Origin of the sequence: Alloalcanivorax profundimaris (assembly GCF_015265435.1) — a bacterium.
GTDB lineage: Bacteria > Pseudomonadota > Gammaproteobacteria > Pseudomonadales > Alcanivoracaceae > Alloalcanivorax > Alloalcanivorax profundimaris.
The window spans coordinates 222,126-245,027 of the sequence record NZ_JABJWH010000020.1 but is presented as its reverse complement, the minus strand read 5'-3'; the positions used below and the strand labels follow the sequence as shown (position 1 = coordinate 245,027).

Genomic DNA, 22,902 nt, shown 5'->3' with positions numbered 1-22,902 from the left:
ATTCCACAAGTGTATTTATAGGTACCATCGTCTTTTCGGCGGTCCATGAGCCGAATCCGCCTTCTAATCGGCTCACAATCTGAGTCGATTACCTCCAGGCCTTCTCGGCACTACCCCCTTCTGTTGGCCGCTCCCGCCAACCTCTCCCTCAACGCCCCCTCCACCGCCTCCATAAAATGCCGGACCCGCGGTGACAGCAGCCGGCTGTGCGGAAACACGAACTGCACGGGCATGGGCGGCGGGTTGTAGTCGGTGAGCACGGGCACCAGGGTGCCGCGTTCGAAGTCCTGCTGGGCCTGGTAGCTGAGCACGCGGCAGAGGCCGAGGCCGTCACGGGCGGCGGCGAGTTGGGTGTCGACCTGGTTGGCGCGGATCAGTGGGTCGATGCGTTGGGGCCAGGGTTTGCCGTCCACCTGAAAGTGCCAGGTGCTGCCGGCGGGGGCGAAGCAGACGGTGGGCCAGTGGGCGAGGTCCTGGGGGTGTTGGGGGCTGCCCCGTTGTTCGATGAGTTCGGGGCTGGCGCAGAGGACGTAGCCGGTGTGTCCGAGGGGGCGGGCGATGAGGGTGCTGTCGGCGAGGTGGCCGATGCGCAGGCCGAGGTCGAAGCCTTCTTCGAGCAGGTCGGTGATGCGGTCGAGGAGGGTGAGTTCGGCGCGCATGTGCGGGTGTTGTTTGAGCCACTGGTTGAGCAGGGGCGTGAGGTGGAGGTGGCCGAACATCACCGGGGCGGTGATGGAGAGGGTGCCGGCGGGTTCGGTGCGGTGACTGTCGAGGCGGGCTTCGGCGGTGTGGATGTCGGCGAGGATCGAGTGCCCTGTTCCCTGAATAGGTGACCGTCAGAAGGTCGGGGCGCCACCGTGGCTAGGCGCGCTGTGCAGGCCATAGTGGTGCTATGGGCAAGCAGTGCAACGCCGCCACGGTGGCGCCCCGGCCTTCCCGAAGGGCGAGCCCCACAAAGCCCGTGGCTGTGTTGCCGTCCTTGCCAAGGACTACGGCCATTGGCGGCGGCCGGCGCCTAACCACGGCCTTTGTGGGGCACGCTGACGGTCACCTATTCAGGGAACAGGGCACTAACGGCAGTGTTGCAGGTAGTCGCGGCCTTCGTCGGTGAGGGCGAGGCGGCGGGGGAGCGGTCCAGTTTGTCGCCGGCGGCGGAGAGGCTGCCCTGGTCGACGATGGCGACGAAGGTGCTCATGGCTTTGAGTTTGTCCATGGGAGGCGCGCGGCTTCATCTTTGCGAAAAGCTGAATAAAGCTAACAGCTTGGCGCCATTTATTGAACTTAAAGAAGGGCGTGTACTGGGCCTCCGTTTCATAGAAGGAGCCAGTGATGAAACAACCGCAGCCCATTCGCGAGTACGACCACGTGGGCATCCGGGTCAGCGATCGCCAGGAGGCGGTGGCGTTCTACGAGCAGCTCGGATTCACGGAGGTGCGCCGTTTCGAGAAGGCCGAAGCCAACGAGATGGAGACGCCGGGTGGCGTGCGCATCAATCTGATTTTCAACGGCACGCGGTTGCCCCATGGCCGCAACGTGCTGCTGGACGAGCCGGTGAAGCTGCCGGGCGTGACCCATCCGGCGTTCGTGGTGGACGACCTGTATGCCTTGAAGGAGTGGCTGGATCAGGCGGGCATCGAGATCACCGAGGGCATCCATCGCCTGGGCCCGCGCCGCATCACCCTGTTTATCCGCGACCCGGATCGCAACGTGCTGGAGTTCAACCAGCTGCTTCCGGAAACCGAATAAGGAGTCTCGCCATGAAACTGTACGATATGGAATTGTCCGGTAATTGCTACAAGGTGCGCCTGTTCGCCGCTCTGGTCGGCATCGAGCTGGAGCTGGTGCCGGTGGATCTGGCCGCCGGCGAGCACAAGCAATCGCCATTCATTGATCTGAACCCCTGGGCCCAGGTGCCGGTGCTGGAGGACGGCGATGTCGTGTTGCACGATTCCCAGGCGATCTTGGTTTATCTGGCGCGCCGGTACGGCGGCCATCAATGGTGGCCGGACAGCCCGGCCCATCAGGGCGAGGTGATGCAGTGGTTGTCCACCGCCGCCAATGAGATCCACGCGGGCCCCAATGCGGCGCGACTGGTCGACAAGTTCGGTTACCCGCTGGATAAGTCGCGGGCCCTGGAAGTGAGCGCGCGGGTGTTGCCGCTGATCGAACGGCACCTGAGCGAGCATCGCTGGCTGGCCCTGGGCCGGCCGACCCTGGCCGAGTGCGCGGTGTTCCCCTACATCGCCCTGGGCTGGGAAGGCGGTGTGAGCCTGGAGCCGTACCCGGCCATCCGCGCCTGGATCGAGCGCATCAAGGTGTTGCCGGGGTTCGTGGCGATGCCTGGCGTGTAACAAAGGGCGATAGCCGAAAAGCACCTTTATGTTTATTCACTAACGTTCGAGTGAATATAGTCGCCGGCCGTCCTATGATGCCAGAACACCGTGCCCGCGCCGGGCACGGTGCCAAGACAGACAACCCGACCAATAACGACAACACCGGGAGAGCATCATGAAAACAACAAACGGCCTGCAACGGCTGGGCATCACTCTGTGCGGTTTGTCCGCCCTGGCCCTGGTGGGCTGCGGTGGCGACAGCGACCACGATGACGTCGAACAACCCCAACCCCAACCCCAACCCCAATCCTTGAGCTGCGAGCAGTTGCCCGGGCTGGCGATTCCCGCCGATGCGTTCGCGCTGGCGACCTCCGGCGGTGAGGTGACGGCGGCCACGGTGGTGGCCGCCAGCGGCAGCGGCGTGGCGGCGTTGCCGGAGCACTGCCTGGTGGAGGGGCGCATCGCGCCGGTGGACCCGGCGGCGCCGGACATTTTGTTCAAGGTGGCGTTGCCCGCCGACTGGAACAAGAAAGCGCTGATGTTCGGCGGCGGCGGTTTCAACGGTTCCATTCCCAATATCACCGGCAATATCGCCCAGGGTGCGGTGGACCAGCCGCTGCCGGTGGCGCGCGGCTACGCCACCTTCGCCAGCGACTCCGGGCACCAGGCCAATGCGCTCGGGTCCCAGGACGGCCGCTGGGGGTTGAATGACGAGGCGGTGGACAACTTCGCCGGCGATGCGCTGAAGAAAACCCGCGATGCGTCAGTGTTCATTATCAAGCAGCGCTACGGCAGCGCGCCGGCGCACAGCTATTTCGCCGGCGGTTCCACCGGCGGCCGCGAGGCGCTGACCAGCATCCAGCGCTGGCCGGACGATTGGGACGGGGCCATCGCCTGGTACCCGGCCTGGAACGACGCGGAAGCGCTGCTGGCCGGTCAGCATTACAGCCGCGCCCTGTCCCAGCCCGGCGCCTACCCGAGTTTCGCCAAGCGGCAGTTGCTGCTGGACGCGGCCCTGGAAGCCTGCGACGAGCTGGACGGGCTGGCGGACGAGCTGATCAATGACCAGCGCCAGTGCAACGCGATCTTCGACCCGTCCACGGCCATGGTGAACGGTAATCCGCTGCGCTGCCCCGGCGGTGGTGACGACGGCGACAGCTGTTTGTCCGACGCGCAGATCAACGCCCTGAAAACCATGGACCAGGGCGTGACCTTCAACTTCCCGCTGGCCAGCGGCGAGACCGGCTACCCGGGCTCCAACGTGTGGGGCGCGGATCTGGGCATCGACACCAGCACCCCGGTGGGCAACACCATCACCTTCCTGAACTTCGGTTACACCGCGCCGGTGTTTCCGAACATGCCGCAGTACGCGCCCTACCTGAGCGTGCTGGTGGATCAGTGGGTGAAGTACTCCGTGGCCCGGGACGCCTCCTTCAACTCCTACAACCTGGACCCGATCAATCCGGCGCCCCAGTACGCGCAGCGCATCAGCGAGCTGAGCGTGGGCCTGAACGCGGGCACCAATATTTCCGCGTTCGAGGCGCGCGGCGGCAAGCTGCTGCTGGCCCACGGTATGTCCGACGTGCTGGTGAGCACCCGTGCCACCGAGATGTACTACGGCCGGCTGCTGAATCAGATGGGCGCGGAAAAAGTGGATTCGTTCGTGCGCTTCTATGAAGTGGCGGGCTTCGGCCACGCGGCCAGCCTAAGCTTCAACGCCACCTGGGATTCGCTGACCGCGCTGGAGGACTGGGTGGAAGACGGCACCGCGCCGGAGAATCAGGTGACCACGGACACCGTGGGCGCACCGGGCCGCACCCGGCCGCTGTGCGACTATCCGGCCTGGCCGCGCTATATCGATGGCGGCGACCCGATGGAAGCTGCCTCGTTCGAGTGCGCGCAGGAGTAACGGCCCGGCGCGGACCCGCCTGACCCCGGGCCCGCCCTGGCGTTGTGGCGGGGCGCGGCTGGTCCGTGACCGGCGGCTTCCGCCATCTGTAACACCGTACTCAGGTCAGCGGCGTCATCACCGCGGTCTGGAAGGCCGGCCGTTCGGTCAGGCGCTGATACCAAGCGGCCAGGTGGGGCAGGTCCGGGCGCTCGATGGGCATGGACAACCAGGCGTAGGCAAAACACCCCAAAGGGAGATCGGCCACGGTGAGGGTGTCACCGGCCAGAAACGGCCGGTGACGGAGGGCGTCATCGGCGATGCGCATCAGCTTTTCGCACACCTGCCGGCCCTGCTCCATGGCGGCGTCATCCCGTTCCTCCGGCGGGCGGCGCACCCGATTGAGAAACAGCTGCTTGAACGGCTCGGCGAACGAAATCGCCGCCCAGTCCATCCATTTTTCCGCCTCGGCCCAGACCTCGATGCCCTCGGGCGTGAACGGCGGCTGGCCATAGCGGCGGGCCAGGTAGCGCACGATGGTGTTGGATTCCCACAGCACCAGCCCGTCGTCCTCCAGGCAGGGCACCAGGCCGTTGGGGTTCATGGCCCGGTATTCCGGCGTGTCCACGCCGCCAAAGGCCCGCCGACTTCAATGAGTTCCGGGTTCAGGTTGAGTTCCGCCGCGCACCAGCGCGCCTTGCGCACGTTGGTGGAGTTGGCGCGTCCCCAGAGTTTCATGGTGCTCACTCCTTCACGAAAGGTCCCCACCGAAGCGGGGACCTGATTTCAGTATTGCGATCGTTTAGTGCGGCGTGCCGGTGAGGCGGTGGAAGATCACCTCCAGGCCCGGCGCGAAGCAGCCGTCACCGCCGTAGTGGTCATGTTCATGAGCATGATCATGGGCATGAGCGGCCAGGGCCGGCGCCAGGCCCAGGGCCGGCGGCGCGCCAGCGCTATCGTCGGCGGCGCGGTGGTAAATGTTTGCGCCTTCCTTGATGGTTTCTTCCACGTGCAGGTCGATCAGCGTGGCCGGCGGCACCGTCAGCGGGTTGTCCGAGAGCACCACGAAGTCGGCCAGCTTGCCCACTTCGATGGAGCCCTTGCTGTCTTCCTCGAAGTGCTGCCAGGCGGACCACAGGGTCATCGCCTTCAGCGCCGTCATCACGTCCACTTTCTGGTTCTCGCCGAGCACCCGGCCGCTGCGGGTGGTGCGGTTCACGGTGGCGTCGAGCACGCGCATGGAATCCGGCAGCGCCACCGGGGCGTCGTGGTGGGTGGTGAAGCGCATGCCCCGCTCGCGCAGCCAGCCGGTGGGGGAGATGTTTTCCGCCCGCTCCGGGCCGAGCACGGAATCCCGGTGCCAGTCGCCCCAGTAGAAGGTGTGCATGGGGAACAGGGACGGGAAGATGCCCAGTTCCTGGAGTACCGGGATCTGGTCCTTGCGCAGGGTCTGGCCATGAATCAGCACCGGCCGCACGTCCACGCCGGGCACCCGCGCCTCCGCTTCCCGCCAGCCCATGATCATCTGGTCGATGGCGCGGTCGCCGTTGGCGTGGGTCAGCGTTTGCCAGCGGTTCTCCAGGGCTTGGGTGTAGACCTCCACCACCTTGTCGTCGTCCACCACGCCGTAGCCGGCGTAGTCGGCGCCCTTGCCTTCCGGCGGCTGGTAGTAGGGTTCGGTGAGCCAGGCGGTCTTGCCCTGGGGCGAGCCGTCCAGGGTCAGCTTGATGCCGCCGATGCGGAAGTGGTTGTGGTATTGCGGTTGGCTGTCCACGTTGTGATAGAAGGGCGGCACCATCAGCTCCGCCACCCCCGGGTTGAGAATGTCCGGGTAGGAGACGATGTCCGCGCGCAGGGCGCCGGCATTGGCCGCCGCTTCGGCGATCTTTACGTGCATGGGGGCGCTGCGGCCGTCCTGCAGCGTGGTGTAGCCGTAGCGAGTGTAAAGCTTCTCGCCTTCCCGCAGCATGGCGATGGCCTGCTCCGGGTTCATTTTCGGGAACAGCTTGCCCAGGGCCATGAAGAAGGCGTTCTCTTCCAGCAGGCCGTTGGGTTCGCCGGTGGCCGGGTCCTTGCCGATCACGCCGCCCTTGGGATTGTCGCTGTCGGCGGTGATGCCCAGTTGTTTAAGGCCGGCGCTGTTGACCACGCCGAAATGGGCGGATTGGTGGATCACCAGCACCGGTTGGTCCTGGCTCACCCGGTCCAGCTCTTCCCGGGTGGGATGGCGACGTTCGGCAAGCTGGGAGTCGTCGTAGCCGAAGCCGTAGATCAGGCCGAACTGTTCGCGCAGCACCGAGTCCTTCGAAAAGGTCTTCAACGTTTCGATCATCGACGCCACATCGGTGACGCCGCCGTCCGGCGGCGGCAGCAGGTTGGCGCTCATCGCCTGGAAGCCGACGAAGAAAACATGGCCGTGGGCGTCCACGAAGCCGGGCAGCAGGGTACGGCCTTGCAGGTCGTGCATGACGGTGGTCTCGCCCTGGTAGCGCAGTACCTTCTTGCGCGTGCCAACGGCGACAATGCGCCCGTCCCGCACCGCCACCGCTTCGGCGTCCGGGTGGTTGTCGTCCACGGTGATGATCGGGCCGTTTGTCCAGATGGCGTCCGCCGGTTCGGCGGGCGGCGCGTGCTGGCACCCGGCCAGGGTCGCCAGCGCCAGCGCCGGCAGCCATTGTTTGAATAACATCATTGCTCTCCCCGTTTCTTTTTGTGGTTTTCAGCTTTCGGGCACCAGGGTCGCTGGCGCCGACCGTCATCATACCCGTGTTGCCGATAGGCGGGCGATGCTGGCCGGGGCGTATCAGCGCACGCTCTGGGTACGGGGGGAGGCAGGGGAGGGGTGGCGCCCGGCGCCCGGGTCCAGACAGCGGACCAGCATGGCGAAGCCCAGGGCCTGGTCGCCAGGACCCGCGGGCCGTGGAATGCGTACCACATGGCCGTCCCCCGGCGCCAACGGGATGGCGTTGCCCTGTTGGTTCTCCAGCCGGTCCAGCCGGAAGCGGCGGTTGCCGCCCGGGGTGATCAACAGCACCTCGTCGCCGAGCTCGAAGCGGTTCTTCACCGCCAGGGTCAGCCAGTGATCATCGGCGTCGATCACCTCCGCCACCAGCTGTTGGCTGCCCAGTTTGGCGGTGCCGGCTTCGTAGTGCTGGTAGGCCTGGGGCGGATGGCGGCGGAAGAAGCCCTCGGTGTAGCCCCGGTGGGAGAGGGCTTCCAGGTCGTCCATGAGCGCCATGTCGAAGGGCCGGCCGGCGGCGGCGTCATTCAACGCGCGGCGGTACACCTGGGCGGTGCGGGCGGCGTAGTAAACCGACTTGGTGCGGCCCTCGATCTTCAGCGAGTGCACGCCCATGTCCGCCAGGGCCTGAACGTGCTGCACCGCGCGCAGGTCCCGGGAGTTCATGATGTAGGTGCCGTGTTCATCCTCGTGCAGCGCGATGGCGCGGCCCGGGTCGTTGGGCTCAGCCACCAGCAGCGAGGGGCTCTCGCGCACCGGGATCAGGTCGCCGCTGTCGTCGGCGCGCGCGGCCACCGGCTTGTAATCCCAGCGGCAGGCGTTGGTGCAGGCGCCCTGGTTGGCGTCGCGGTGGTTCATGTAGCCGGACAGCAGGCAGCGGCCGGAATAGGCCATGCACAGGGCGCCGTGGACGAACACCTCCAGCTCCATGGCCGGCACTTTTTCCCGGATCTCGCGGATTTCCTCCAGGGCCAGCTCCCGGGACAGGATCACCCGCTGGATACCCTGGCGGCGCCAGAACTCCACGGTGGCGTAATTGACCGCGTTGGCCTGCACGGAAAGATGGATGGGCTGCTCCGGCCAGCGTTCGCGCACCATCATGATCAAGCCCGGGTCGGACATGATCAGCGCGTCCGGGCGCAGCTCGATGATCGGCGCCAGGTCGCGCAGGTAGCTGCGTACCTTGTCGTTGTGCGGGCTGACGTTGGAGGCCAGATAGAACGGTTTGCCCCGGGCGCGGGCTTCGGCGATGCCCTCCGCCAGGGCGGCTTCGTTCTTGAAGCTGTTGTTGCGCACCCGCAGGGAATAACGGGGCTGGCCGGCGTAGACGGCATCGGCGCCGTAGGCGAGAGCGTAACGCAAATGCTTGAGGGTGCCGGCCGGAGACAGCAGCTCCGGCGCGGCGGGGGTGGTATCGGGCATGGATGGGTCTCGAGGGTGGCGCGCGGTACTCAGAGGTCGTCCAGTTCGCCGGCGTCCCGGGCCATGCGTCTGGCTTCGTTCTGTTCCAGTTCCAGCAGGTTGGTCATCAGCGCCTGGGTGCTGGGCACTTCCGCGCGGCTGGCCATGTAACGGTAGAACTCGATGATCTTGTTGTGCTGGGCGAGCACGGCGCTGATGATCTCGCCGGTGTCCTTGTCCTTGAAATCGGCGGCGCAGGCCTCGTGGGGCCGCACCGGCGCCTTCTCGAAGAACTCGTAGGCCCAGCTGTTGAGCGCCGCCGGGTCGGCGTCCTTCTGGCTGCTTTCCAGAATACGGTTGAGGCGGGTTTCATGTTCATGGACATAGTCGAGCAGCATGCGCACCTTCTCATGGCGGCTGCCGGCGCCACAGTGGGCGGCGCAGTCGGCCAGGTTGCGGTGCACGGCCCGGGTCCAGTCCAGAACGTCGGAGAAGGTCTCCACTTTCATCGCGGTCTTCCTGTCATGGCCGGACTCCTTATTTTGGAATAAGAGTCATCACACCCTAATCGCTCCCCGTTGGTCGCTTTTTGATCTGCATCAAAACAGCGTGCCCGGGCCGTTTCACGGTTCGGCGCCGGTTTCGTTGCCGAGGCGCCGGCGCTTGGGTAGGTTGGTCCACCCTTTTGACGTGTTGGCGGGATGAATAACCGTGGAGAGAACCTTGGCGTCCTTGGGGCGTTGGCTGGCGTTGTCGGTGATCGGTGGCGTGGCATTGTTCATGGCGGTGGCCCGCTGGGGCGAGCCGGCCCGGGCGGAGGAACGAAGCGGCTGGCTGTACCAGCAGTTCGGCGATCAGGGCGTGGTGCTGGGCATGCTGGCCATGGGGCTGGTGTTCCTGGTGCTGGGGCTGATCGGCATGGCGCGTTCCGGCCGCGCCCTGTGGCGCCACCGGCAAGCGGGCAGTCCACCTTCGCCGCCCAGCGTCGCCACGCCCGGCGGCGTGCGTCTGGCCGGCGGGTTGCTGCTCACCGGCGGTGTGCTGTGGACGGTGTTTTACCTGGGTGGCAAGGCCCGCGCCCTGGCCACTGGCGCGGCCGCCGTGGAGTACGGCTACCTGGCGGTCCTGATCGGGCCGCTGGCGGTGGCGCTGGGGCTGTTCTATCTGCTGGTGCGGCCCGGCACGCTGCAGGGCGCGCAGGCCATGAACCGGCGCGAGCGGCTGTGGTTCCTGGTGTTCCTGGCCGTCGGCATACTCGCCGGCGTGGCGCTGGGCGTCGGCCTGCCGGTCTGGGCGCCGATGCTGGCGGGCGGTCCCTGAGCGCGGTGGGGTACACTTGCCCGGCGGTGCCCTGACAAGGAGAGAATCATTAAAATCCCCGCCTTGATCGTATTGCTGCTGGCGGCCCTGGTGTCCGGGTGCGCGCTGCCGTCCCTGGACGGGCGCTCCGCGTCCCGGGCCCTGTCGCCGGAGGAAAGCCGCGCCACCGCGCTGGGGCGGGCGTTGCGCCCGGAGGCGCTGAGCCATCCCGGCCTCACCGGCGTGTCGCCCCTGCCGGACGCCCATGATGCCTTCGCCTCCCGGGTGCTGCTGTCCATGGCGGCGGAGAAAACCCTGGATGTGCAGTACTACATCTGGCACGACGACGTTACCGGCATGCTGCTGTTGCGCGCCTTGTACCAGGCCGCCGAGCGGGGCGTGAGGGTGCGGCTGCTGCTGGACGACAACGGCACCGCCGGGCTGGACGGTGACCTGGCGGCGCTGGCCTCGCATCCCAATATCGAGATTCGCCTGTTCAATCCCTTCGTAATACGTAGCCCCAAATGGCTGGGCTATGTGTACGACTTTTCCCGGTTGAACCGGCGCATGCACAACAAGGCCTTCATCGCTGATAACCAGGCACTGATCGCCGGCGGCCGCAATGTGGGCGACGAGTACTTCGGCGCCTCCGACGGCATGCTGTTCAACGATCTGGATGTACTGCTGGTGGGCGAGGTGGTGGATTCGGCGTCCCGGGATTTTGACCGTTACTGGCGCAGCCGCTCCGCCTATCCGGTGGCGCGCATTCTGGCGGCGCCCCCGGAGGATGCCCTGGCCGGTTTCGTAGCCAAGTCGGAGACGCTCAAGGCCTCACCGGCGGCGGAAGACTACCAGCGCGTGATCGCCGCTTCCCGATTCGTCACCCGGCTGATGGAGGGCTCCCTGGAACTGGAATGGGTGCCGGTGGAAATGGTCAGCGACGACCCGGCCAAGGGGCTCGACGAAGCCGAGCCGGAAGGCCTGCTGATCCATCAGATGGAAGCGGCCCTGGGCGAGCCCCGGGATTCGCTGCTGCTGGTCTCGCCCTATTTCGTGCCCACCGCCGATGGCACCGACGCCTTCCGTGCTCTGCGCCGCCGGGGCGTCACCGTGAAAGTGCTGACCAATTCCCTGGCCGCCACCGACGTGGCGGCGGTACACGCCGGTTACCAGAAACGGCGCAAGGCGCTGCTGAAAGCCGGCGTGGAACTCTACGAGCTGCGCCGGCTGTCGTCGTCGAAGCGCAACGAAAGCGCCGGGCCGTTCGGCAGCTCCGGCTCCAGCCTGCACGCCAAGACCTTCGCCGTGGACGGCGAACGGGTGTTCGTGGGCTCGTTCAATTTCGACCCGCGCTCGGCGAACCTGAACACCGAACTGGGTTTCCTGATTCACAGTGAAGCCCTGGCCAGCCGCATCGACGCCGCCTTCGAAACCGTGATTCCGGCCAACGCCTACGCGGTGAAACGGGATGACGACGGCGACCTGTACTGGCTGGAGCCGGACCAGGGTGGCACCGTTCGCCATGAGCGGGAACCGGCCACCAGCGTCTGGCGCCGGGGCTGGGTGCGCTTCGTCTCCTGGCTGCCGGTGGAATGGCTGTTGTGAACAGGCCGGGCGGCAATGGTGCCGGGACCTCTTTGTTTCGGTTGTGCTAGATTCAGAAAGGCGCAGGCCGCCCGGGCAGAGGTGGCCGCGCCTGTTCACTCGATTATTGCTTTAAAGGGAGTTTCATCATGGGGCGGGACGGTCTTCGATTTTTCTCTTTCTCGGTTTTTCTCGGCGCGGCGATGAGCCCGGGTGTGAGCCCGGCTTCGGTGCTGGATGACGGTGAGCCGGTCAGTCTTTATGCCGCCGACGCCGATGCCCGGTTCGTGGGCTTCGACGTGGCGGCGCTGCCGGACAATGACTTCGCGGTTACCTGGGTGGAGCGTAATTCGGTTGATCAGACCGAATCCGTTCGGCTTGCCCGTTTCGATCGCAATGGCGAACCTCGTGGTGCCGCCCTGACCGTGGATGACACCCCCGATCAAGCCAATTTCCCGCGCCTCTCCGATCCAGTCGTGGCGACGAACGGCGCGGGCAACAAGGTGGTCGTCTGGAATAGCGGTGCCGCCGAGGGCGCCTCGGAATGCCGGCGGTTCGTCCAATTCCGGCTGGTGGATAACAATGGCACGGCCTCGCCCACGCAATTTTTCCAGGACACCGCGAACGGCTTCAATTGCAATCTTGAAGTCGCGATGAATGAACAAGGGCTGTTCATTCTGAGCGTGAAGTATGGTCTTGAGGACAACTACCTTATGCAGGTACGTGGCGAGGACGGCACCGGTGTGGGGGCTCCCGTTACGCGAGGGCAAGCCGGTGGAGCCAGCCATCCAATGGTGGTGGCGCTTCAGGAAAGTTCGGGCATGGCGGTCTGGTCCGAGCAAGCGGGCCCCGGCACGGTTCTGCTGGCTTCCCGCTTCGACCTGTCCGGCGATACGCTGGGGGGCGGTGACTTCCGCTTTGACAACAATGCCCACGACGCCGACGGTCTGAACCAGAGCGCGGTCAGCTTGGTGGCCACCCCGGACGGCGGCTACCTGGGCGCCTGGTTGCAGGTCGAGAGCGATGGTTCCGAGCCGGTTTATAGCCAGCGTATACAGCGGTGGCGGGCCGATGGCACGGTGGCGGGGTCGGCGCGCGTAGGCGCCACGCCGTTCGACGTGTCCTCGGATCGGGTGGACCTGGATGTCGGCGCTGGTGGGGGTGGCGCCATCACGGCGTGGACGGGCAGTCATGACGACGGCGCCCGTGACCGTTACGCCACGGTGATTAACGGCGATCAGGCCGTGGGAGATGCCCCGGTGGTAGTCGCGCGAAGCGACGCGGCGCTGTTCGACAGTTCCGAAACAACCAAGGTGGCACTGGCGGACGAGACCGCGATGGTGGTCTGGTATGAGCAGACCGATGAAAACAGCGGCCCGATTCTCAAGGCACGGATCGGCACGCTGTCGGAAGCCCCCGCCGATTCAGCGGAAGGTGGCGGCGGTGGTGGCGGCCCAATGGGGCCCTTGGTTCTGTTCGCCACCCTGGCTCTGCTGTTCAGAAAGAAAAAGCCGGGCGGAAACATCCGCCCGGCTTGATCGTTCCGGCGACTAGCGCAGGTCGGTGACGGACTTGAGGCTGTACTGGTTCGCGTCCAGGGCCGGCAGGGTCTGGCCGGGCAGCTCTTCGCGGAAGTACTCCAGCAGGGGCACCACGTAGGTGACGTTGGAGTTTTCGAAGGCGTCCGGGTTCGCCGTTTGCACCTCGCCGAAGGTGACGTAGCCGTCCTTGCCCTGGCCGGTGAAGGAGTTGGTGGCCACGGAGTAGGTTTCGCTTTCCACGATGGGCGCCCAGTTGCCGTTGTCGTCGCGCACTTCCACGTTTTCGATGCCGGTGCCTTCCGGGGCGCCCAGCGTCACGTCATAGCGGAGGCCGGCGGAGTAGGGGAAGGCGCCGGTGGAGGCGGAGATGCCCTGGGCATAGTCCAGGCCTTCGTTGAGCACCTTGACGATCTGCGCGCCGGTCATGTCGATGGTGACCACGGTGTTGGAGAACGGCAGGATGTCGTAGGCGTTGGCCACGGTGAAGGTGCCGTCGTTGAGCGGCGCGCGCACGCCGCCGGCGTTCTGGATCGCCACGTCGGCCTTGGGCAGATACTTCAGGAAGGCGTCGGCCACCACCCAGGCGGCGTAGCTGCCGGTGGGGGTGTCGCCGGCGTTGAACGGCGCCGGGATGCGCTCGAAGGGCATCGGCTCGGTGACCTGGCCCAGGGTTTCCTGCTTGAAGCTTTCCATCTGCTCTTTATAGGGCGCCAGGATGTCCAGGATTTGCTGGGATTCCTCGGCGGTGCGGATGGTGGTGAGATCGTCGATCACGCCGTTGATGCGGGCGGTCTGGTCCGCGTCGGCGGTGACCCAGGCGCCGCCGCCGTCCTGTACCTGGTAGGGGCCGCCCACCAGCAGTTCCATGTTGCCGTCGATGTCGGTGACCACGCCGTCCGCGTCGAAGTCGATGTTCAGCCGCCCGAGGCCCTTGGCGTATTCCCAGGCTTGCACGATGTACACCGGCTTGCCGTCCGGGTCCTGGACCACGGTGGGGTAGTCGCCGTCCACCTCCAGGCCCATGGCGGCCAGTTCGCCGGTGGAGTCGAGCACGTTGTGGGTGTCGCCGCCGATGATCACGTCGATGTCGCGCACGCTTTCGGCGAGCACCTGGTCGAACTCATAGCCCAGGTGGCTGAGCACGATGAATTTGTTGATGCCCTGATCCTTCAGCGCATAGATGTGGTCGCGCACGGACAGGATCTCGTCGTCGAATTCCACCGCGTCGGTGACCAGCGAGGACTCCCGGGTTTTCTCCACTTTCAGCACGCCGATCACGGCCACCTTCTCGCCGTCGATCTCCTTGACCACGTAGGGCTTGATGTCGGAGTTGAACAGCGGGCTGTCCACGGTGGGGCGGATGTTGCCGGTGATCACCGGGAAGTTGGCGGTTTCCAGCAGGTCGCGCAAATGCGCTTCGCCTTCGTCGAACTCATGGTTGCCGAGCTGGTAGGCGTCCAGGCCCAGGGTATTGAATACCTTGAAGTCCACCTCGCCCTTGAACAGGCTGAAATAGAGGGTGCCGTTGAGCTCGCCGTTGTTGAGCACCAGGGTATGGTCGTCCCGGTAATCGTTCATGGCGGTGATGATGCGCGGGAAGCCGCCCAGGCTCAGGCGCACGGTTTCGCTGCCGGGCTGGTCGGCGTCGTAGTCCAGGTTCAGGTCCTGGCTCTGGCCCTCGAAATAGGAGTGGTGGTCGTTGGTGTACAGCACCTGCAGGTTCAGCGGCTTGGCCTCGTCGGACGCGTTGCCGTGGTTGTCATCGTCGCCGCCGCAGGCGGCGAGAAAAAGTGACAAACCGGTGACGGCAAGGGCCGGAAAGCGGAGTTGGAAAGGCACGGTCGGCTCCCATTGATTCAGTTGAAAGTCAGCCCGCGAGGCTAGGGAGCCGCCATGACAGAGCGGTGGCAGTTTCGTGTCGGTGTTGTCTTTATCGCCGACGGCGCCCTGATTCCGCCCGGGGAAGCTGGTAAAGTGCCGCCCTCCACAGGCAGGACCAACCCCCACGAGGACGCCCATGAACCAGGAACTCGCCGACCGGCTCACGGCCATGGCCGAGGACGACAAACAAACGCTGGCGGCGCTCACCGAGCGCGGCGAGCTGCCCGCGCCGGACTACCACCCGGAGATGCGCGCCGTTCATGAACGCAACGCCGAGGCCCTGGAACGCATCCTCGACGAGCACGGCTGGCCCGGGGTGTCCCTGGTGGGCGAGGCCGGCGGCGAGGCGGCCTGGCTGATCGCCCAGCACGCCATGTCGCGGCTGGAGCTGATGGCGCGTTGCGCCACGGCGGTGGAAGAGGCCGCCTCGGTGGGCGAGGCTCCGGGCTGGCAGTCCGCCTATCTGCGCGACCGGCTGTGCGTGCTTAACGGCGAGCCCCAGCGCTATGGCACCCAGTTCGACATGGACGAGGAGGGCTGGCCGGTGCCGTGCCCGATCGCCGACCCCGCCATGGTCAATCTGCGCCGCTGGGCCCTGGGCCTGGACAGCCTGGAAGACCGGGTGGAAAAACTCCGCGAGCGGGAACGCGAGCGCCGGGCACGGGGCGCCGAATCATGAAGGTGACGACCGTGGCCGGTGGCGGCCTGCTGCTTTTCGGTGTGCTGGCCCTGGCGGGCAGCGGCGCGTCGGCGGTGAGCACTTCCCGTTTTCTGGAGACGGCGGTGACCACCTCCGGCGTGGTCACCGATCTGGTGCCCAAGCGCGACAGTGACGGGGACGTGCTGTACAGCCCCAAGGTGCATTTCCGCGACCGCGACGGTGGCAGCGTGGTGTTCGTGCCCAATATGAGCAGCCGCCCACCAGCCTATTCGGTGGGCGAGGGCGTGGAAGTGCTGTACGCGCCCGGCGCCAGCGGTGACGCCCGGATCAGGAGTTTCTTTTCCCTGTGGGGCGTGGCGCTGATCGCCGGGGTGGTGGGCCTGATTCTGACCGTGGTCGGCAGCGGCTTGCTGCTGTGGCCGAGATGGAAAGCGCGCAAGGTGGCCTGGCTGCGCAAGAACGGCCAGAAAGTGGCCGCCGAGCCGGTGGAGGTGGTGCTCGACCACTCACTGCAGGTGAATGGCCGCCACCCCTACCGGATCGTGTGCCAGTGGAGCGATCCGGTGAGTGGCGAGACCCACCCGTTCCGCAGCGATGCGCTGTGGTTCGATCCGAGCCCGGCGCTGGGCGATCAGCCGCTCACCGTCTGGGTGGCGCCGGACAATCCGCGCCGTTACCACGTGGATCTCGCGTTCCTGGAGGCGCGATAGAACGCGCCTACCTTTTTGGTGGGATAAAAAAACGCCGCGACGGTTAAGGCGAACGTCGCGGCGGTGAAAACGGCGCCCGGGGCGGGCGCCGGTGGAGTCGAACCCCGTAAGGGGAAGAATCAGCGCACTTCGATCAATACTTCCCCCGGCGTCACCCGGTCGCCCTTGGCGACGAAGATCCCCTGCACGGTGCCGCCGCTGGGGGCCTGCACCTCGGATTCCATTTTCATCGCTTCGATCACCAGCACCGGCTGGCCGGCTTGCACTTCGTCGCCTTCCGCCACCAGCACATCGACGATGTTGCCGGGCATGTTGGTGGTCACGTCGCCGGGGCCGCCGGCCTGCTTGCGGCCGCCTTCCCCTTCGCCTTTCTGGTAGGCGTTGAGCGGTTCGAAGATCACTTCCTCGGGCATGCCATCCAGGGTCAGGAAGAAGCGGCGCTTGTCGCTGCCCTTCAGGCCCACCCCGGTGATCGCCACCTGATAGGTTTCGCCGTGCACGTCGATGGTGAACTCGGTGGGCTGGCCGGCCACCTTGGCGCCGGCGGCCTGGCCGCTGTCCGGCGGCAGCAGGGGCTCGGGTTTGAGGGTGCCGGCGGCGCGCTCTTCCAGGAAGGCGCGGCCGATGTCCGGGAACATGGCGAAGGTGAGCACGTCCTCTTCGTTGCCGGCCAGTTCGCCGATGTCCTGGCGCAGCTTGTCCAGCTCCCGGGGCAGCAGGTCCGCCGGACGCTGGTCGATGACCTCCTCGTTGCCCACGGCGCGCCGTTGCAGGGTGGTGTCCACCGGCGCTGGGGCGGCGCCGTAGTGGCCCAGCAAATAGCGCTTCACTTCATTGGTGATGGTCTTGTAGCGCTCGCCGGCGAGCACGTTCATCACCGCCTGGGTGCCGACGATCTGCGAGGTGGGCGTGACCAGCGGCGGGTAGCCCAGGTCCTGGCGCACCCGGGGGATTTCCGCGAACACCTGGCCGATCTTGTCCAGGGCGCCCTGTTCCTTCAACTGGTTGGCCAGGTTGGACATCATGCCGCCGGGCACCTGGTTGACCTGCACGCCGATGTCCTCGCGGGTGTAGTCGCTTTCGAACTGGTGGTACTTCTTGCGCACCTCGCGGAAGTAATCGGCGATCGGCTGCAGCTTTTCCAGATCAAGACCGGTGTCGTACGGCGTGCCTTTCAGGGCCGCCACCATGGACTCCGTGGCCGGGTGGCTGGTGCCGCCGGCGAACGGCGACATGGCGGTATCGATATGGTCCACGCCGTTCTCGATGGCCTTCAGCTGGCACATCGGGGCCAGCCCGGAGGTGTTGTGCGAATGCAGAAACAGGGGCAGGTCCACCGCGTCCTTGAGGGCGGCCACCAGCTCGCCGGTGGCATAAGGGGTGAGCAGGCCGGCCATGTCCTTGATGGCGATGGAGTCGCTGCCCATGTCCGCCAGTTGTTTGGCCAGTTTCACGAACCGTTCTGGTGTGTGCACCGGGCCGGTGGTATAGCAGAGCGTGCCCTGGGCGTGTTTGCCGTTGGCTTTCACCGCGCGCAGGGCGGTTTCCAGGTTGCGCGGGTCGTTCATGGCGTCGAATACGCGGAACACGTCGATGCCGTTGGCGGCGGCGCGCTCCACGAAGGCGTCCACCACGTCGTCGCCGTAGTGGCGGTAGCCGAGCAGGTTCTGGCCGCGCAGCAGCATCTGCAGGCGGCTGTTGGGCAGCGCCTGGCGCAGTTGCCGCAGCCGCTCCCAGGGGTCTTCCTTGAGGAAGCGCACGCAGGCGTCGAAGGTGGCGCCGCCCCACACTTCCAGGGACCAGAAGCCGGCGGCGTCCAGTTGCTCGCAGATCGGCAGCATGTCCTCGGTGCGCAGGCGCGTGGCGATCAGGGATTGGTGGCCGTCGCGCAGCACCACGTCGGTGACTTCAATTTTCCTGCTGTTTTTCGCGTTCGTATTCATGACGGGATCTCCTGCGCTTAAAGCCCGGTGTGAGCGGCAATCGCCGCGGCGATGGCCAGCGCGATCTCTTCGGGATTGGATTTTTCCGAGTAATTCAGCAGTTCCGGGTGGGCATCCACATAGCCGGTGTCGAACTGGCCGCTGCGGAAACCGGGATCGTCGAGAATCTTCAGGTAATAGGGCGCGGTGGTTTTCACCCCCTGCAGGCGCATGTCATGGATGGCGCGCTTGGCGCGGTCCAGGGCGCCTTCCCAGCTCAGATTCCAGGCGATCAGTTTCAGGCACATGGAATCGAAGTAGGGCGGGATGGTGTAACCGGTGTAGATGGCGGTATCCACCCGCACGCCCGGGCCGCCCGGGGCGTAATAGCGGCTGATACGTCCGAAGCTGGGCAGGAAATTGTTCTTCGGGTCCTCGGCGTTGATGCGGAACTGCAGGGCGAAGCCCTGGTGGCGGATGTCGCTCTGCTGGTGGGCCAGGGGCTCGCCGGCGGCCACGCGGATCTGTTCGCGCACGATGTCCACGCCGGTGATCTGCTCGGTGATGGTGTGTTCCACCTGCACCCGGGTGTTCATCTCCATGAAAAACACCTGGTTGCCGGTGAACAGAAATTCCACGGTGCCGGCATTGGTGTAGCCCACCGCCTCGGCGGCGCGCACCGCCAGATCGCCCACGTAGGTACGCTGCTCCGGGGTGAGCTGCGGGGAAGGCGCGATCTCAATCAGTTTCTGATTGCGGCGCTGGATCGAGCAGTCGCGCTCGAACAGGTGGATGGTATTGCCGTGGTCGTCGGCGAGGATCTGCACTTCGATATGGCGCGGGTCGACGATGCATTTTTCCAGGAACACATCGGCGCTGCCGAACGCCTTGGTGGCTTCCGAGACCACCCGTTCGTAGTTGCGCGCCAGCTCGTCCTCGTTGTCGCAGCGGCGGATGCCGCGACCGCCGCCGCCGGAGGTGGCCTTGAGCATCACCGGGTAGCCCACCCGTTCGGCTTCGGCGCGGGCTTCGTCCAGGCCGCTCAGGTTGTTCTCCGAGCCCGGCGTCACCGGCACGCCGGCCTCGATCATCGCCTGGCGGGCGCGGGTCTTGTCGCCCATGCGCCGGATCACCTCCGCCGAGGGCCCGATAAAGGTCACGCCGCGCTGGGCGCAGATCTCGGCCAGCTCCGCGTTCTCGGAGAGAAAGCCGTAGCCGGGGTGCAGGGCGTCGCAGCCGGTTTGCACCGCCATATTGACGATATGGTGCGGGTTCAGATAGCCGGCGAGCGGGTCGTCGCCCAAGCTGTAGGCTTCGTCGGCGCGCTTCACGTGCAGGGCGTAGCGGTCCGGCTCGGTGAACACCGCCACCGAGCGGATGCCCAGCTCGGCGCAGGCGCGCACGATGCGCACCGCGATCTCGCCGCGGTTGGCGATGAGGATTTTTGTTATGGCCATGCGTGTACTCCCGATCAGCCCAAGGGCCGCTTGATGCCGGCAAGGTACCGGGAAAATGGCGGCCAAAAGAAATTGATATTACTATGAGAAGCCATAATGAATTCATTATGTGTGAGCGCTCGCTCGCCATGGAGAGCAATGAGTACCGCCTATCTAAGCCGTCTAACCCTCCGCCAAGTGCGCATCTTCCTCACCGTCTGTCAGCAGGAAAGCTACTCCCGGGCCGCCGAGGAACTGGCGCTCACCCAGCCGGCGGTGAGCGCCCAGGTGCGCAATCTGGAGGAGCTGATCGGCGAACCGCTGTTCGATTACGTGGGCAAGCGCTTGTCGCTGACCCCGGCCGGGCGGGCCATGCGCCGCGCCGGCCAGGACCTGATGCGGCGTCTGGTGCGGGTGGAAATGGAGCTGGCGGAACTGCGCGGGGTGATGCAGGGCACCCTGACCCTGGCGGTGGAAAGCAGCGCCCAGTACTTCATGCCCGAGCGGCTGGCGGCCTTCTGCCGGCGCCATCCGGAAGTGGAGGTGCAAATGCGCGTGCTCAACCACGGCGAGGCGCTGAAAAGCCTGCGCGAGGACCGCTACGACCTGACCATCATGGGCCAGGTGCCGGACGACCGGCGGCTGCGTTTCGTGCCCTTCCGCCAGAACGATCTGGTGGCGGTGGCCGCCCCGGGGCACCCGCTGCAAGACATGGAGGCGGTGCCGCTGACCCGCTTCCTGGAGTTCCCCCTGCTCAGCCGGGAGCCCGGCTCCGGCACCCGGCTGGTGTTCGAGGAGCTGTGCCAGAGCCGTGGGCTGCGCCCCGGCCGCCGGCAGCAACTGGGCTCCCAGGAGGCGATCAAGGCCGGGGTGATCGCCGGCCTGGGGCTGGCGGTGCTGCCCCGGGACGCCTGTCGGGAGGAGCTGGCGGCTGGGCGTCTGGTGACCCTGGACGTGGACGGGTTGCCGCTGAAGCGTTCCTGGTGCGTGGTGCATCCCCGCGCCCGCCATCTGACGCCGGTGGCCGATGCCTTCCTGCAGGCCCTCACCACGGTCTGAGCGGGCGGGGACGGGCGCGGCGCGAACGCGTTCCTGCATTTTTATCGCCGAGCAGGTAGGGTACGGCGGCGCCGACATCCTCACGCCCGTCCTTTCTCAAGGAGCTCCATGATCCGCCTCGTTTTGCCCCTGCTCTCCCTGTGTGCCGCCCTGTTCGCCCTGGGTGGCTGCCAGCTGCTCCAGGACACCGTCACCTTCGAGCCCGAGCCCGGCGACCAGCGCGCCTACCGGCTCTATACCCGCGCCGAGTTCCAGATGCCCAGCGGCACCACCCCCAAGGACGTGGTGATCGATACCGAGGGTCTGGTCCGCTACCGGGTTGGCGACGACGGCGACCTGCGCCTGACGCCGCTCAACCTGTGCGTCAGCGGCCAGCGAAAAAGCGGCAACTATTGCAGCGCCTGGACCGGTGACCGGGCGCCGGCCCTGGCCGCCGTGCTGCGCGGTGGCTTCCGCCTGGGCGATGGCGCTGGAGAAGACGGCGGCGAGGCGCCGGCCTGGGCGCGGGCCCAGGACGCCGAGGCGCTCAACACCCTGGCCGAGGACGACGACGATTTGGGCCGCCTGCTGCCGCGCCAGTTTCCGGCGCCGGGGCTGATCGCCGGCCTGCCGGCGGAGCCCGGCGCCGAGCGGCGCCTGGACCGGGTGGTGGGGCTGCCGCCCCTGCGTGCCCGGGTGGTGGCGGTCACCGACGACCGGGTGTTCGCCACCCTGCGCGAAGGCCGGGACGGCGAGCACCTGTCCGGCGTCCTGGTGGTGGAGCGTGACAGCGGCTGGGTGGAGCGCCTGGCCGTGGTCTATGAAAGCCGGGATTCCATGGGGCGTGAGGAACCGGTGCGCCAACTGCTGGCGCTGGTCCCCGAGGACTGGGAGGCCGGCGCCCTGCATTGGCAATATGGCGAGACCCGTGGCAACGCGCCCTGGGACCGGATGCCGCCGACCCCATACCTGGCCGCCGCCACGGTGGCGGGCCGCACCGACGATCTGGTGGCCCGGGCCGAAGCCGGGCAGGGCGCGCCGCTCACCGAGGCGGAGGTGTTCGCCTCGCCCATCGGCGCCTTCAAGGCGCAAAGCGCCTGGGGCGTGGAACTGTTCTACGACCACCCTCTCTGGCGGGACGTCCGCGACCGGTTCGGCCGGCTGGTGTTCCAGGACCCGGTGGCCCTGGGGGCCGACGGCGCGCCCCTGGATCTGACGTTTGGCGGCGCCCTGCCGAACACCGCCGTGGCGACCCTGAAAGGCAACCTGGAAACCAAGGTGCGCCTGCTGCCCCTGGGCCTGGACGGTGTTGGCGAGCGGGTGGAACGGGTGCGGGCCGCCCGCGCCACCGCCCGATATTATCCGCCCGGGCCGGTCCGGGAACTGGCCCTGCCGGTGCCGGCGCCAGGGGAGGTTAGCGAGGCGGAAACCGGCGACGGCATCCGCGCCCGCCTGCGCGTCCTTGAGGGGCGGCGCGCCGAGTTGTTGATCAGCGGCCCTGGCCGTTATCTCAGCCAGCTTGTGATTGGCGAGGACGCCAAGGCCATGCCCGCGGAGCCGGACACCAGCGGTCCGGAATGGCGGCGCCCCGGCGAGGCCCATTTGTTCCAGACCCTGCTCGGCAATGGCGGCGCCCGCCTCCAGCGCCTGCGCCTGGCCGAAGGGCTCGACACCCTGCACATCAAGGTGATGGCCTTCGCCGATGCGCCGGCTTTCGAGAAGGACCTGCGTTTTCTCGGCAAGGCGGACCACTATAACGCCCTGGGCGTGCCCCCGGGCGTGCGCATCCCCTTGATCGCCGACGATGAGTTCGCCCGGGAAAAGGAAGCGCCGCTGATCAAGGACGATGCCGACCTGGCGCCCCGCGCCCTGGACTCCGGCGCGCCGGTGCTGCGCCTGAGCCGTGAACAAAGCGGCCGCTGCGAGCTCTCCGCCGAGGTGGACGGCGAGGGCCAGGCGCCCCGCTGGCGGGTGATCGAACACAACCGGCCCACCCGCCCCGGCGCCGACCGGCAACTGCCGGCGCTGCTGGTATGGCGGCTGCTGTCCGCCGACGGCGGCCCGGCCAATGAAAACGGCGCGGTGACCTTCGGCGTGCACTGCCGCCAGGGGGAATGGCGGGACGCGGACCACCGGCTTGGCGAACGCCCCTGGCGGGTGGACGTGCAAGCGCTCACCGGCGACGCCCCGGACCCGGCCACCCCCATGCCCGTGTTCCTGGGACGCTACCGCTTCCTCGACGAGGACGGCGTGGCCCTGAGCGTGCTGCCGCCCCGCTATGACCACTACTGGGAGCGGCACCTGAGCACCGGCCGCCTCGGCGACTTCCTGGTGGATGGCCGCTACCTGCGCATCGCCGGCGTCCCGGCCACCGTTCAGCACTGGCATCCCGGCCCGGTCACCGAGGAGAAAACCTGGCGTCCGGCTGGCGGGGGTTGAAAAAGGTAAAGTGATCGTTTTACCCTCGA

General features: G+C 66.8%; 20 protein-coding genes. 10 read left to right on the top strand and 10 right to left on the bottom strand.

Annotated elements, in window-relative coordinates:
* Positions 1-110: 110 nt before the first annotated feature.
* The gene (locus HMJ39_RS11515) at positions 111-794 is read right to left on the bottom strand and encodes a LysR substrate-binding domain-containing protein (protein WP_256244705.1); all 684 of its coding nucleotides are present in this window, start codon (positions 792-794) and stop codon (positions 111-113) included.
* 257 nt (positions 795-1,051) lie between these two features.
* A complete protein-coding gene (locus tag HMJ39_RS11510) occupies positions 1,052-1,213 on the bottom strand; it encodes a helix-turn-helix domain-containing protein (RefSeq protein ID WP_228462305.1) in 162 nt (53 codons plus the stop codon).
* Positions 1,214-1,329: 116 nt separating this feature from the next.
* On the opposite strand from HMJ39_RS11510, the gene HMJ39_RS11505 reads away from it, so the two are divergent.
* The 3 genes from HMJ39_RS11505 to HMJ39_RS11495 all read left to right on the top strand — a co-directional run bounded on the left by HMJ39_RS11505 (position 1,330) and on the right by HMJ39_RS11495 (position 4,242).
* Positions 1,330-1,746, top strand: a complete 417-nt coding sequence (locus HMJ39_RS11505) for a VOC family protein (protein ID WP_194297418.1) — start codon at positions 1,330-1,332, stop codon at positions 1,744-1,746.
* A gap of 11 nt (positions 1,747-1,757) precedes the next feature.
* The gene (locus HMJ39_RS11500) at positions 1,758-2,351 is read left to right on the top strand and encodes a glutathione S-transferase family protein (RefSeq protein ID WP_194297417.1); all 594 of its coding nucleotides are present in this window, start codon (positions 1,758-1,760) and stop codon (positions 2,349-2,351) included.
* A gap of 157 nt (positions 2,352-2,508) precedes the next feature.
* Entirely contained in the window at positions 2,509-4,242 is a 1,734-nt protein-coding gene (locus HMJ39_RS11495) for a tannase/feruloyl esterase family alpha/beta hydrolase (protein ID WP_194297416.1), read from the top strand.
* A 100-nt stretch (positions 4,243-4,342) separates the two neighbouring features.
* Here the strand turns inward: HMJ39_RS11495 and HMJ39_RS11490 are convergent, their stop codons facing one another.
* The 5 genes from HMJ39_RS11490 to HMJ39_RS11475 form a co-directional block, all read right to left on the bottom strand.
* Positions 4,343-4,825, bottom strand: a complete 483-nt coding sequence (locus tag HMJ39_RS11490) for a glutathione binding-like protein (protein ID WP_228462304.1) — start codon at positions 4,823-4,825, stop codon at positions 4,343-4,345.
* Positions 4,822-4,959: a thioredoxin domain-containing protein gene (locus HMJ39_RS18885; RefSeq protein WP_228462303.1), complete on the bottom strand. Its 138-nt coding sequence runs from the start codon at positions 4,957-4,959 to the stop codon at positions 4,822-4,824. The genes HMJ39_RS11490 and HMJ39_RS18885 overlap by 4 nt, the downstream gene beginning before the upstream one ends.
* Before the next feature lie 64 nt (positions 4,960-5,023).
* A complete protein-coding gene (locus HMJ39_RS11485; protein ID WP_228462302.1) occupies positions 5,024-6,913 on the bottom strand; it encodes an amidohydrolase in 1,890 nt (629 codons plus the stop codon).
* Between the two features lie 111 nt (positions 6,914-7,024).
* Positions 7,025-8,383, bottom strand: coding sequence for a prephenate-dependent tRNA uridine(34) hydroxylase TrhP (trhP, locus tag HMJ39_RS11480; RefSeq protein WP_194297415.1), 1,359 nt, complete (start codon positions 8,381-8,383; stop codon positions 7,025-7,027).
* A gap of 29 nt (positions 8,384-8,412) precedes the next feature.
* Positions 8,413-8,871 carry a hypothetical protein gene (locus HMJ39_RS11475; protein WP_194297414.1) on the bottom strand — a complete coding sequence of 153 codons (459 nt, stop codon included), beginning with the start codon at positions 8,869-8,871 and terminating at the stop codon, positions 8,413-8,415.
* Between the two features lie 202 nt (positions 8,872-9,073).
* Between HMJ39_RS11475 and HMJ39_RS11470 the strand changes: the two genes are divergently transcribed.
* The 3 genes from HMJ39_RS11470 to HMJ39_RS11460 all read left to right on the top strand — a co-directional run bounded on the left by HMJ39_RS11470 (position 9,074) and on the right by HMJ39_RS11460 (position 12,783).
* Positions 9,074-9,682, top strand: coding sequence for a hypothetical protein (locus tag HMJ39_RS11470; protein ID WP_194297413.1), 609 nt, complete (start codon positions 9,074-9,076; stop codon positions 9,680-9,682).
* Positions 9,683-9,745: 63 nt separating this feature from the next.
* Complete coding sequence (locus HMJ39_RS11465) at positions 9,746-11,266, top strand: phospholipase D family protein (RefSeq protein WP_228462301.1); 1,521 nt, start codon at positions 9,746-9,748, stop codon at positions 11,264-11,266.
* Positions 11,267-11,394: 128 nt separating this feature from the next.
* Positions 11,395-12,783, top strand: coding sequence for a hypothetical protein (locus HMJ39_RS11460; RefSeq protein WP_194297412.1), 1,389 nt, complete (start codon positions 11,395-11,397; stop codon positions 12,781-12,783).
* A gap of 12 nt (positions 12,784-12,795) precedes the next feature.
* Here HMJ39_RS11460 and HMJ39_RS11455 read toward each other — a convergent pair whose 3' ends face one another.
* Positions 12,796-14,625 (bottom strand): 5'-nucleotidase C-terminal domain-containing protein, encoded by a 1,830-nt coding sequence (locus HMJ39_RS11455; protein WP_323370891.1) that lies wholly within the window; start codon positions 14,623-14,625, stop codon positions 12,796-12,798.
* A gap of 178 nt (positions 14,626-14,803) precedes the next feature.
* Between HMJ39_RS11455 and HMJ39_RS11450 the strand changes: the two genes are divergently transcribed.
* A complete protein-coding gene (locus HMJ39_RS11450) occupies positions 14,804-15,346 on the top strand; it encodes a DUF6624 domain-containing protein (protein WP_194297410.1) in 543 nt (180 codons plus the stop codon).
* Positions 15,343-16,038 (top strand): DUF3592 domain-containing protein, encoded by a 696-nt coding sequence (locus tag HMJ39_RS11445; protein ID WP_194297409.1) that lies wholly within the window; start codon positions 15,343-15,345, stop codon positions 16,036-16,038. Before HMJ39_RS11450 ends, HMJ39_RS11445 begins: the two co-directional genes overlap by 4 nt.
* A gap of 119 nt (positions 16,039-16,157) precedes the next feature.
* Here HMJ39_RS11445 and oadA read toward each other — a convergent pair whose 3' ends face one another.
* Positions 16,158-17,981, bottom strand: a complete 1,824-nt coding sequence (oadA, locus tag HMJ39_RS11440; RefSeq protein ID WP_194297408.1) for a sodium-extruding oxaloacetate decarboxylase subunit alpha — start codon at positions 17,979-17,981, stop codon at positions 16,158-16,160.
* A gap of 17 nt (positions 17,982-17,998) precedes the next feature.
* Positions 17,999-19,417 (bottom strand): acetyl-CoA carboxylase biotin carboxylase subunit, encoded by a 1,419-nt coding sequence (locus HMJ39_RS11435; RefSeq protein WP_194297407.1) that lies wholly within the window; start codon positions 19,415-19,417, stop codon positions 17,999-18,001.
* Between the two features lie 138 nt (positions 19,418-19,555).
* Here HMJ39_RS11435 and HMJ39_RS11430 point away from each other — a divergent pair, with 138 nt between their 5' ends.
* The gene (locus HMJ39_RS11430) at positions 19,556-20,455 is read left to right on the top strand and encodes a LysR family transcriptional regulator (protein WP_194297406.1); all 900 of its coding nucleotides are present in this window, start codon (positions 19,556-19,558) and stop codon (positions 20,453-20,455) included.
* A 108-nt stretch (positions 20,456-20,563) separates the two neighbouring features.
* Positions 20,564-22,873 carry a hypothetical protein gene (locus HMJ39_RS11425; RefSeq protein WP_194297405.1) on the top strand — a complete coding sequence of 770 codons (2,310 nt, stop codon included), beginning with the start codon at positions 20,564-20,566 and terminating at the stop codon, positions 22,871-22,873.
* The last annotated feature ends 29 nt before the right edge of the window (positions 22,874-22,902 follow it).

Excerpts from the sequence above, each read along its gene's own strand:
- HMJ39_RS11510 (WP_228462305.1), bottom strand. The coding sequence starts at position 1,213 with ATGGACAAACTCAAAGCCATGAGCACCTTCGTCGCCATCGTCGACCAG.
- HMJ39_RS11505 (WP_194297418.1), top strand. The coding sequence starts at position 1,330 with ATGAAACAACCGCAGCCCATTCGCGAGTACGACCACGTGGGCATCCGG.
- HMJ39_RS11500 (WP_194297417.1), top strand. The coding sequence starts at position 1,758 with ATGAAACTGTACGATATGGAATTGTCCGGTAATTGCTACAAGGTGCGC.
- HMJ39_RS11495 (WP_194297416.1), top strand. The coding sequence starts at position 2,509 with ATGAAAACAACAAACGGCCTGCAACGGCTGGGCATCACTCTGTGCGGT.
- HMJ39_RS11490 (WP_228462304.1), bottom strand. The coding sequence starts at position 4,825 with ATGAACCCCAACGGCCTGGTGCCCTGCCTGGAGGACGACGGGCTGGTG.
- HMJ39_RS18885 (WP_228462303.1), bottom strand. The coding sequence starts at position 4,959 with ATGAAACTCTGGGGACGCGCCAACTCCACCAACGTGCGCAAGGCGCGC.
- HMJ39_RS11485 (WP_228462302.1), bottom strand. The coding sequence starts at position 6,913 with ATGATGTTATTCAAACAATGGCTGCCGGCGCTGGCGCTGGCGACCCTG.
- trhP (WP_194297415.1), bottom strand. The coding sequence starts at position 8,383 with ATGCCCGATACCACCCCCGCCGCGCCGGAGCTGCTGTCTCCGGCCGGC.
- HMJ39_RS11475 (WP_194297414.1), bottom strand. The coding sequence starts at position 8,871 with ATGAAAGTGGAGACCTTCTCCGACGTTCTGGACTGGACCCGGGCCGTG.
- HMJ39_RS11460 (WP_194297412.1), top strand. The coding sequence starts at position 11,395 with ATGGGGCGGGACGGTCTTCGATTTTTCTCTTTCTCGGTTTTTCTCGGC.
- HMJ39_RS11450 (WP_194297410.1), top strand. The coding sequence starts at position 14,804 with ATGAACCAGGAACTCGCCGACCGGCTCACGGCCATGGCCGAGGACGAC.
- HMJ39_RS11445 (WP_194297409.1), top strand. The coding sequence starts at position 15,343 with ATGAAGGTGACGACCGTGGCCGGTGGCGGCCTGCTGCTTTTCGGTGTG.
- oadA (WP_194297408.1), bottom strand. The coding sequence starts at position 17,981 with ATGAATACGAACGCGAAAAACAGCAGGAAAATTGAAGTCACCGACGTG.
- HMJ39_RS11435 (WP_194297407.1), bottom strand. The coding sequence starts at position 19,417 with ATGGCCATAACAAAAATCCTCATCGCCAACCGCGGCGAGATCGCGGTG.
- HMJ39_RS11430 (WP_194297406.1), top strand. The coding sequence starts at position 19,556 with ATGAGTACCGCCTATCTAAGCCGTCTAACCCTCCGCCAAGTGCGCATC.
- HMJ39_RS11425 (WP_194297405.1), top strand. The coding sequence starts at position 20,564 with ATGATCCGCCTCGTTTTGCCCCTGCTCTCCCTGTGTGCCGCCCTGTTC.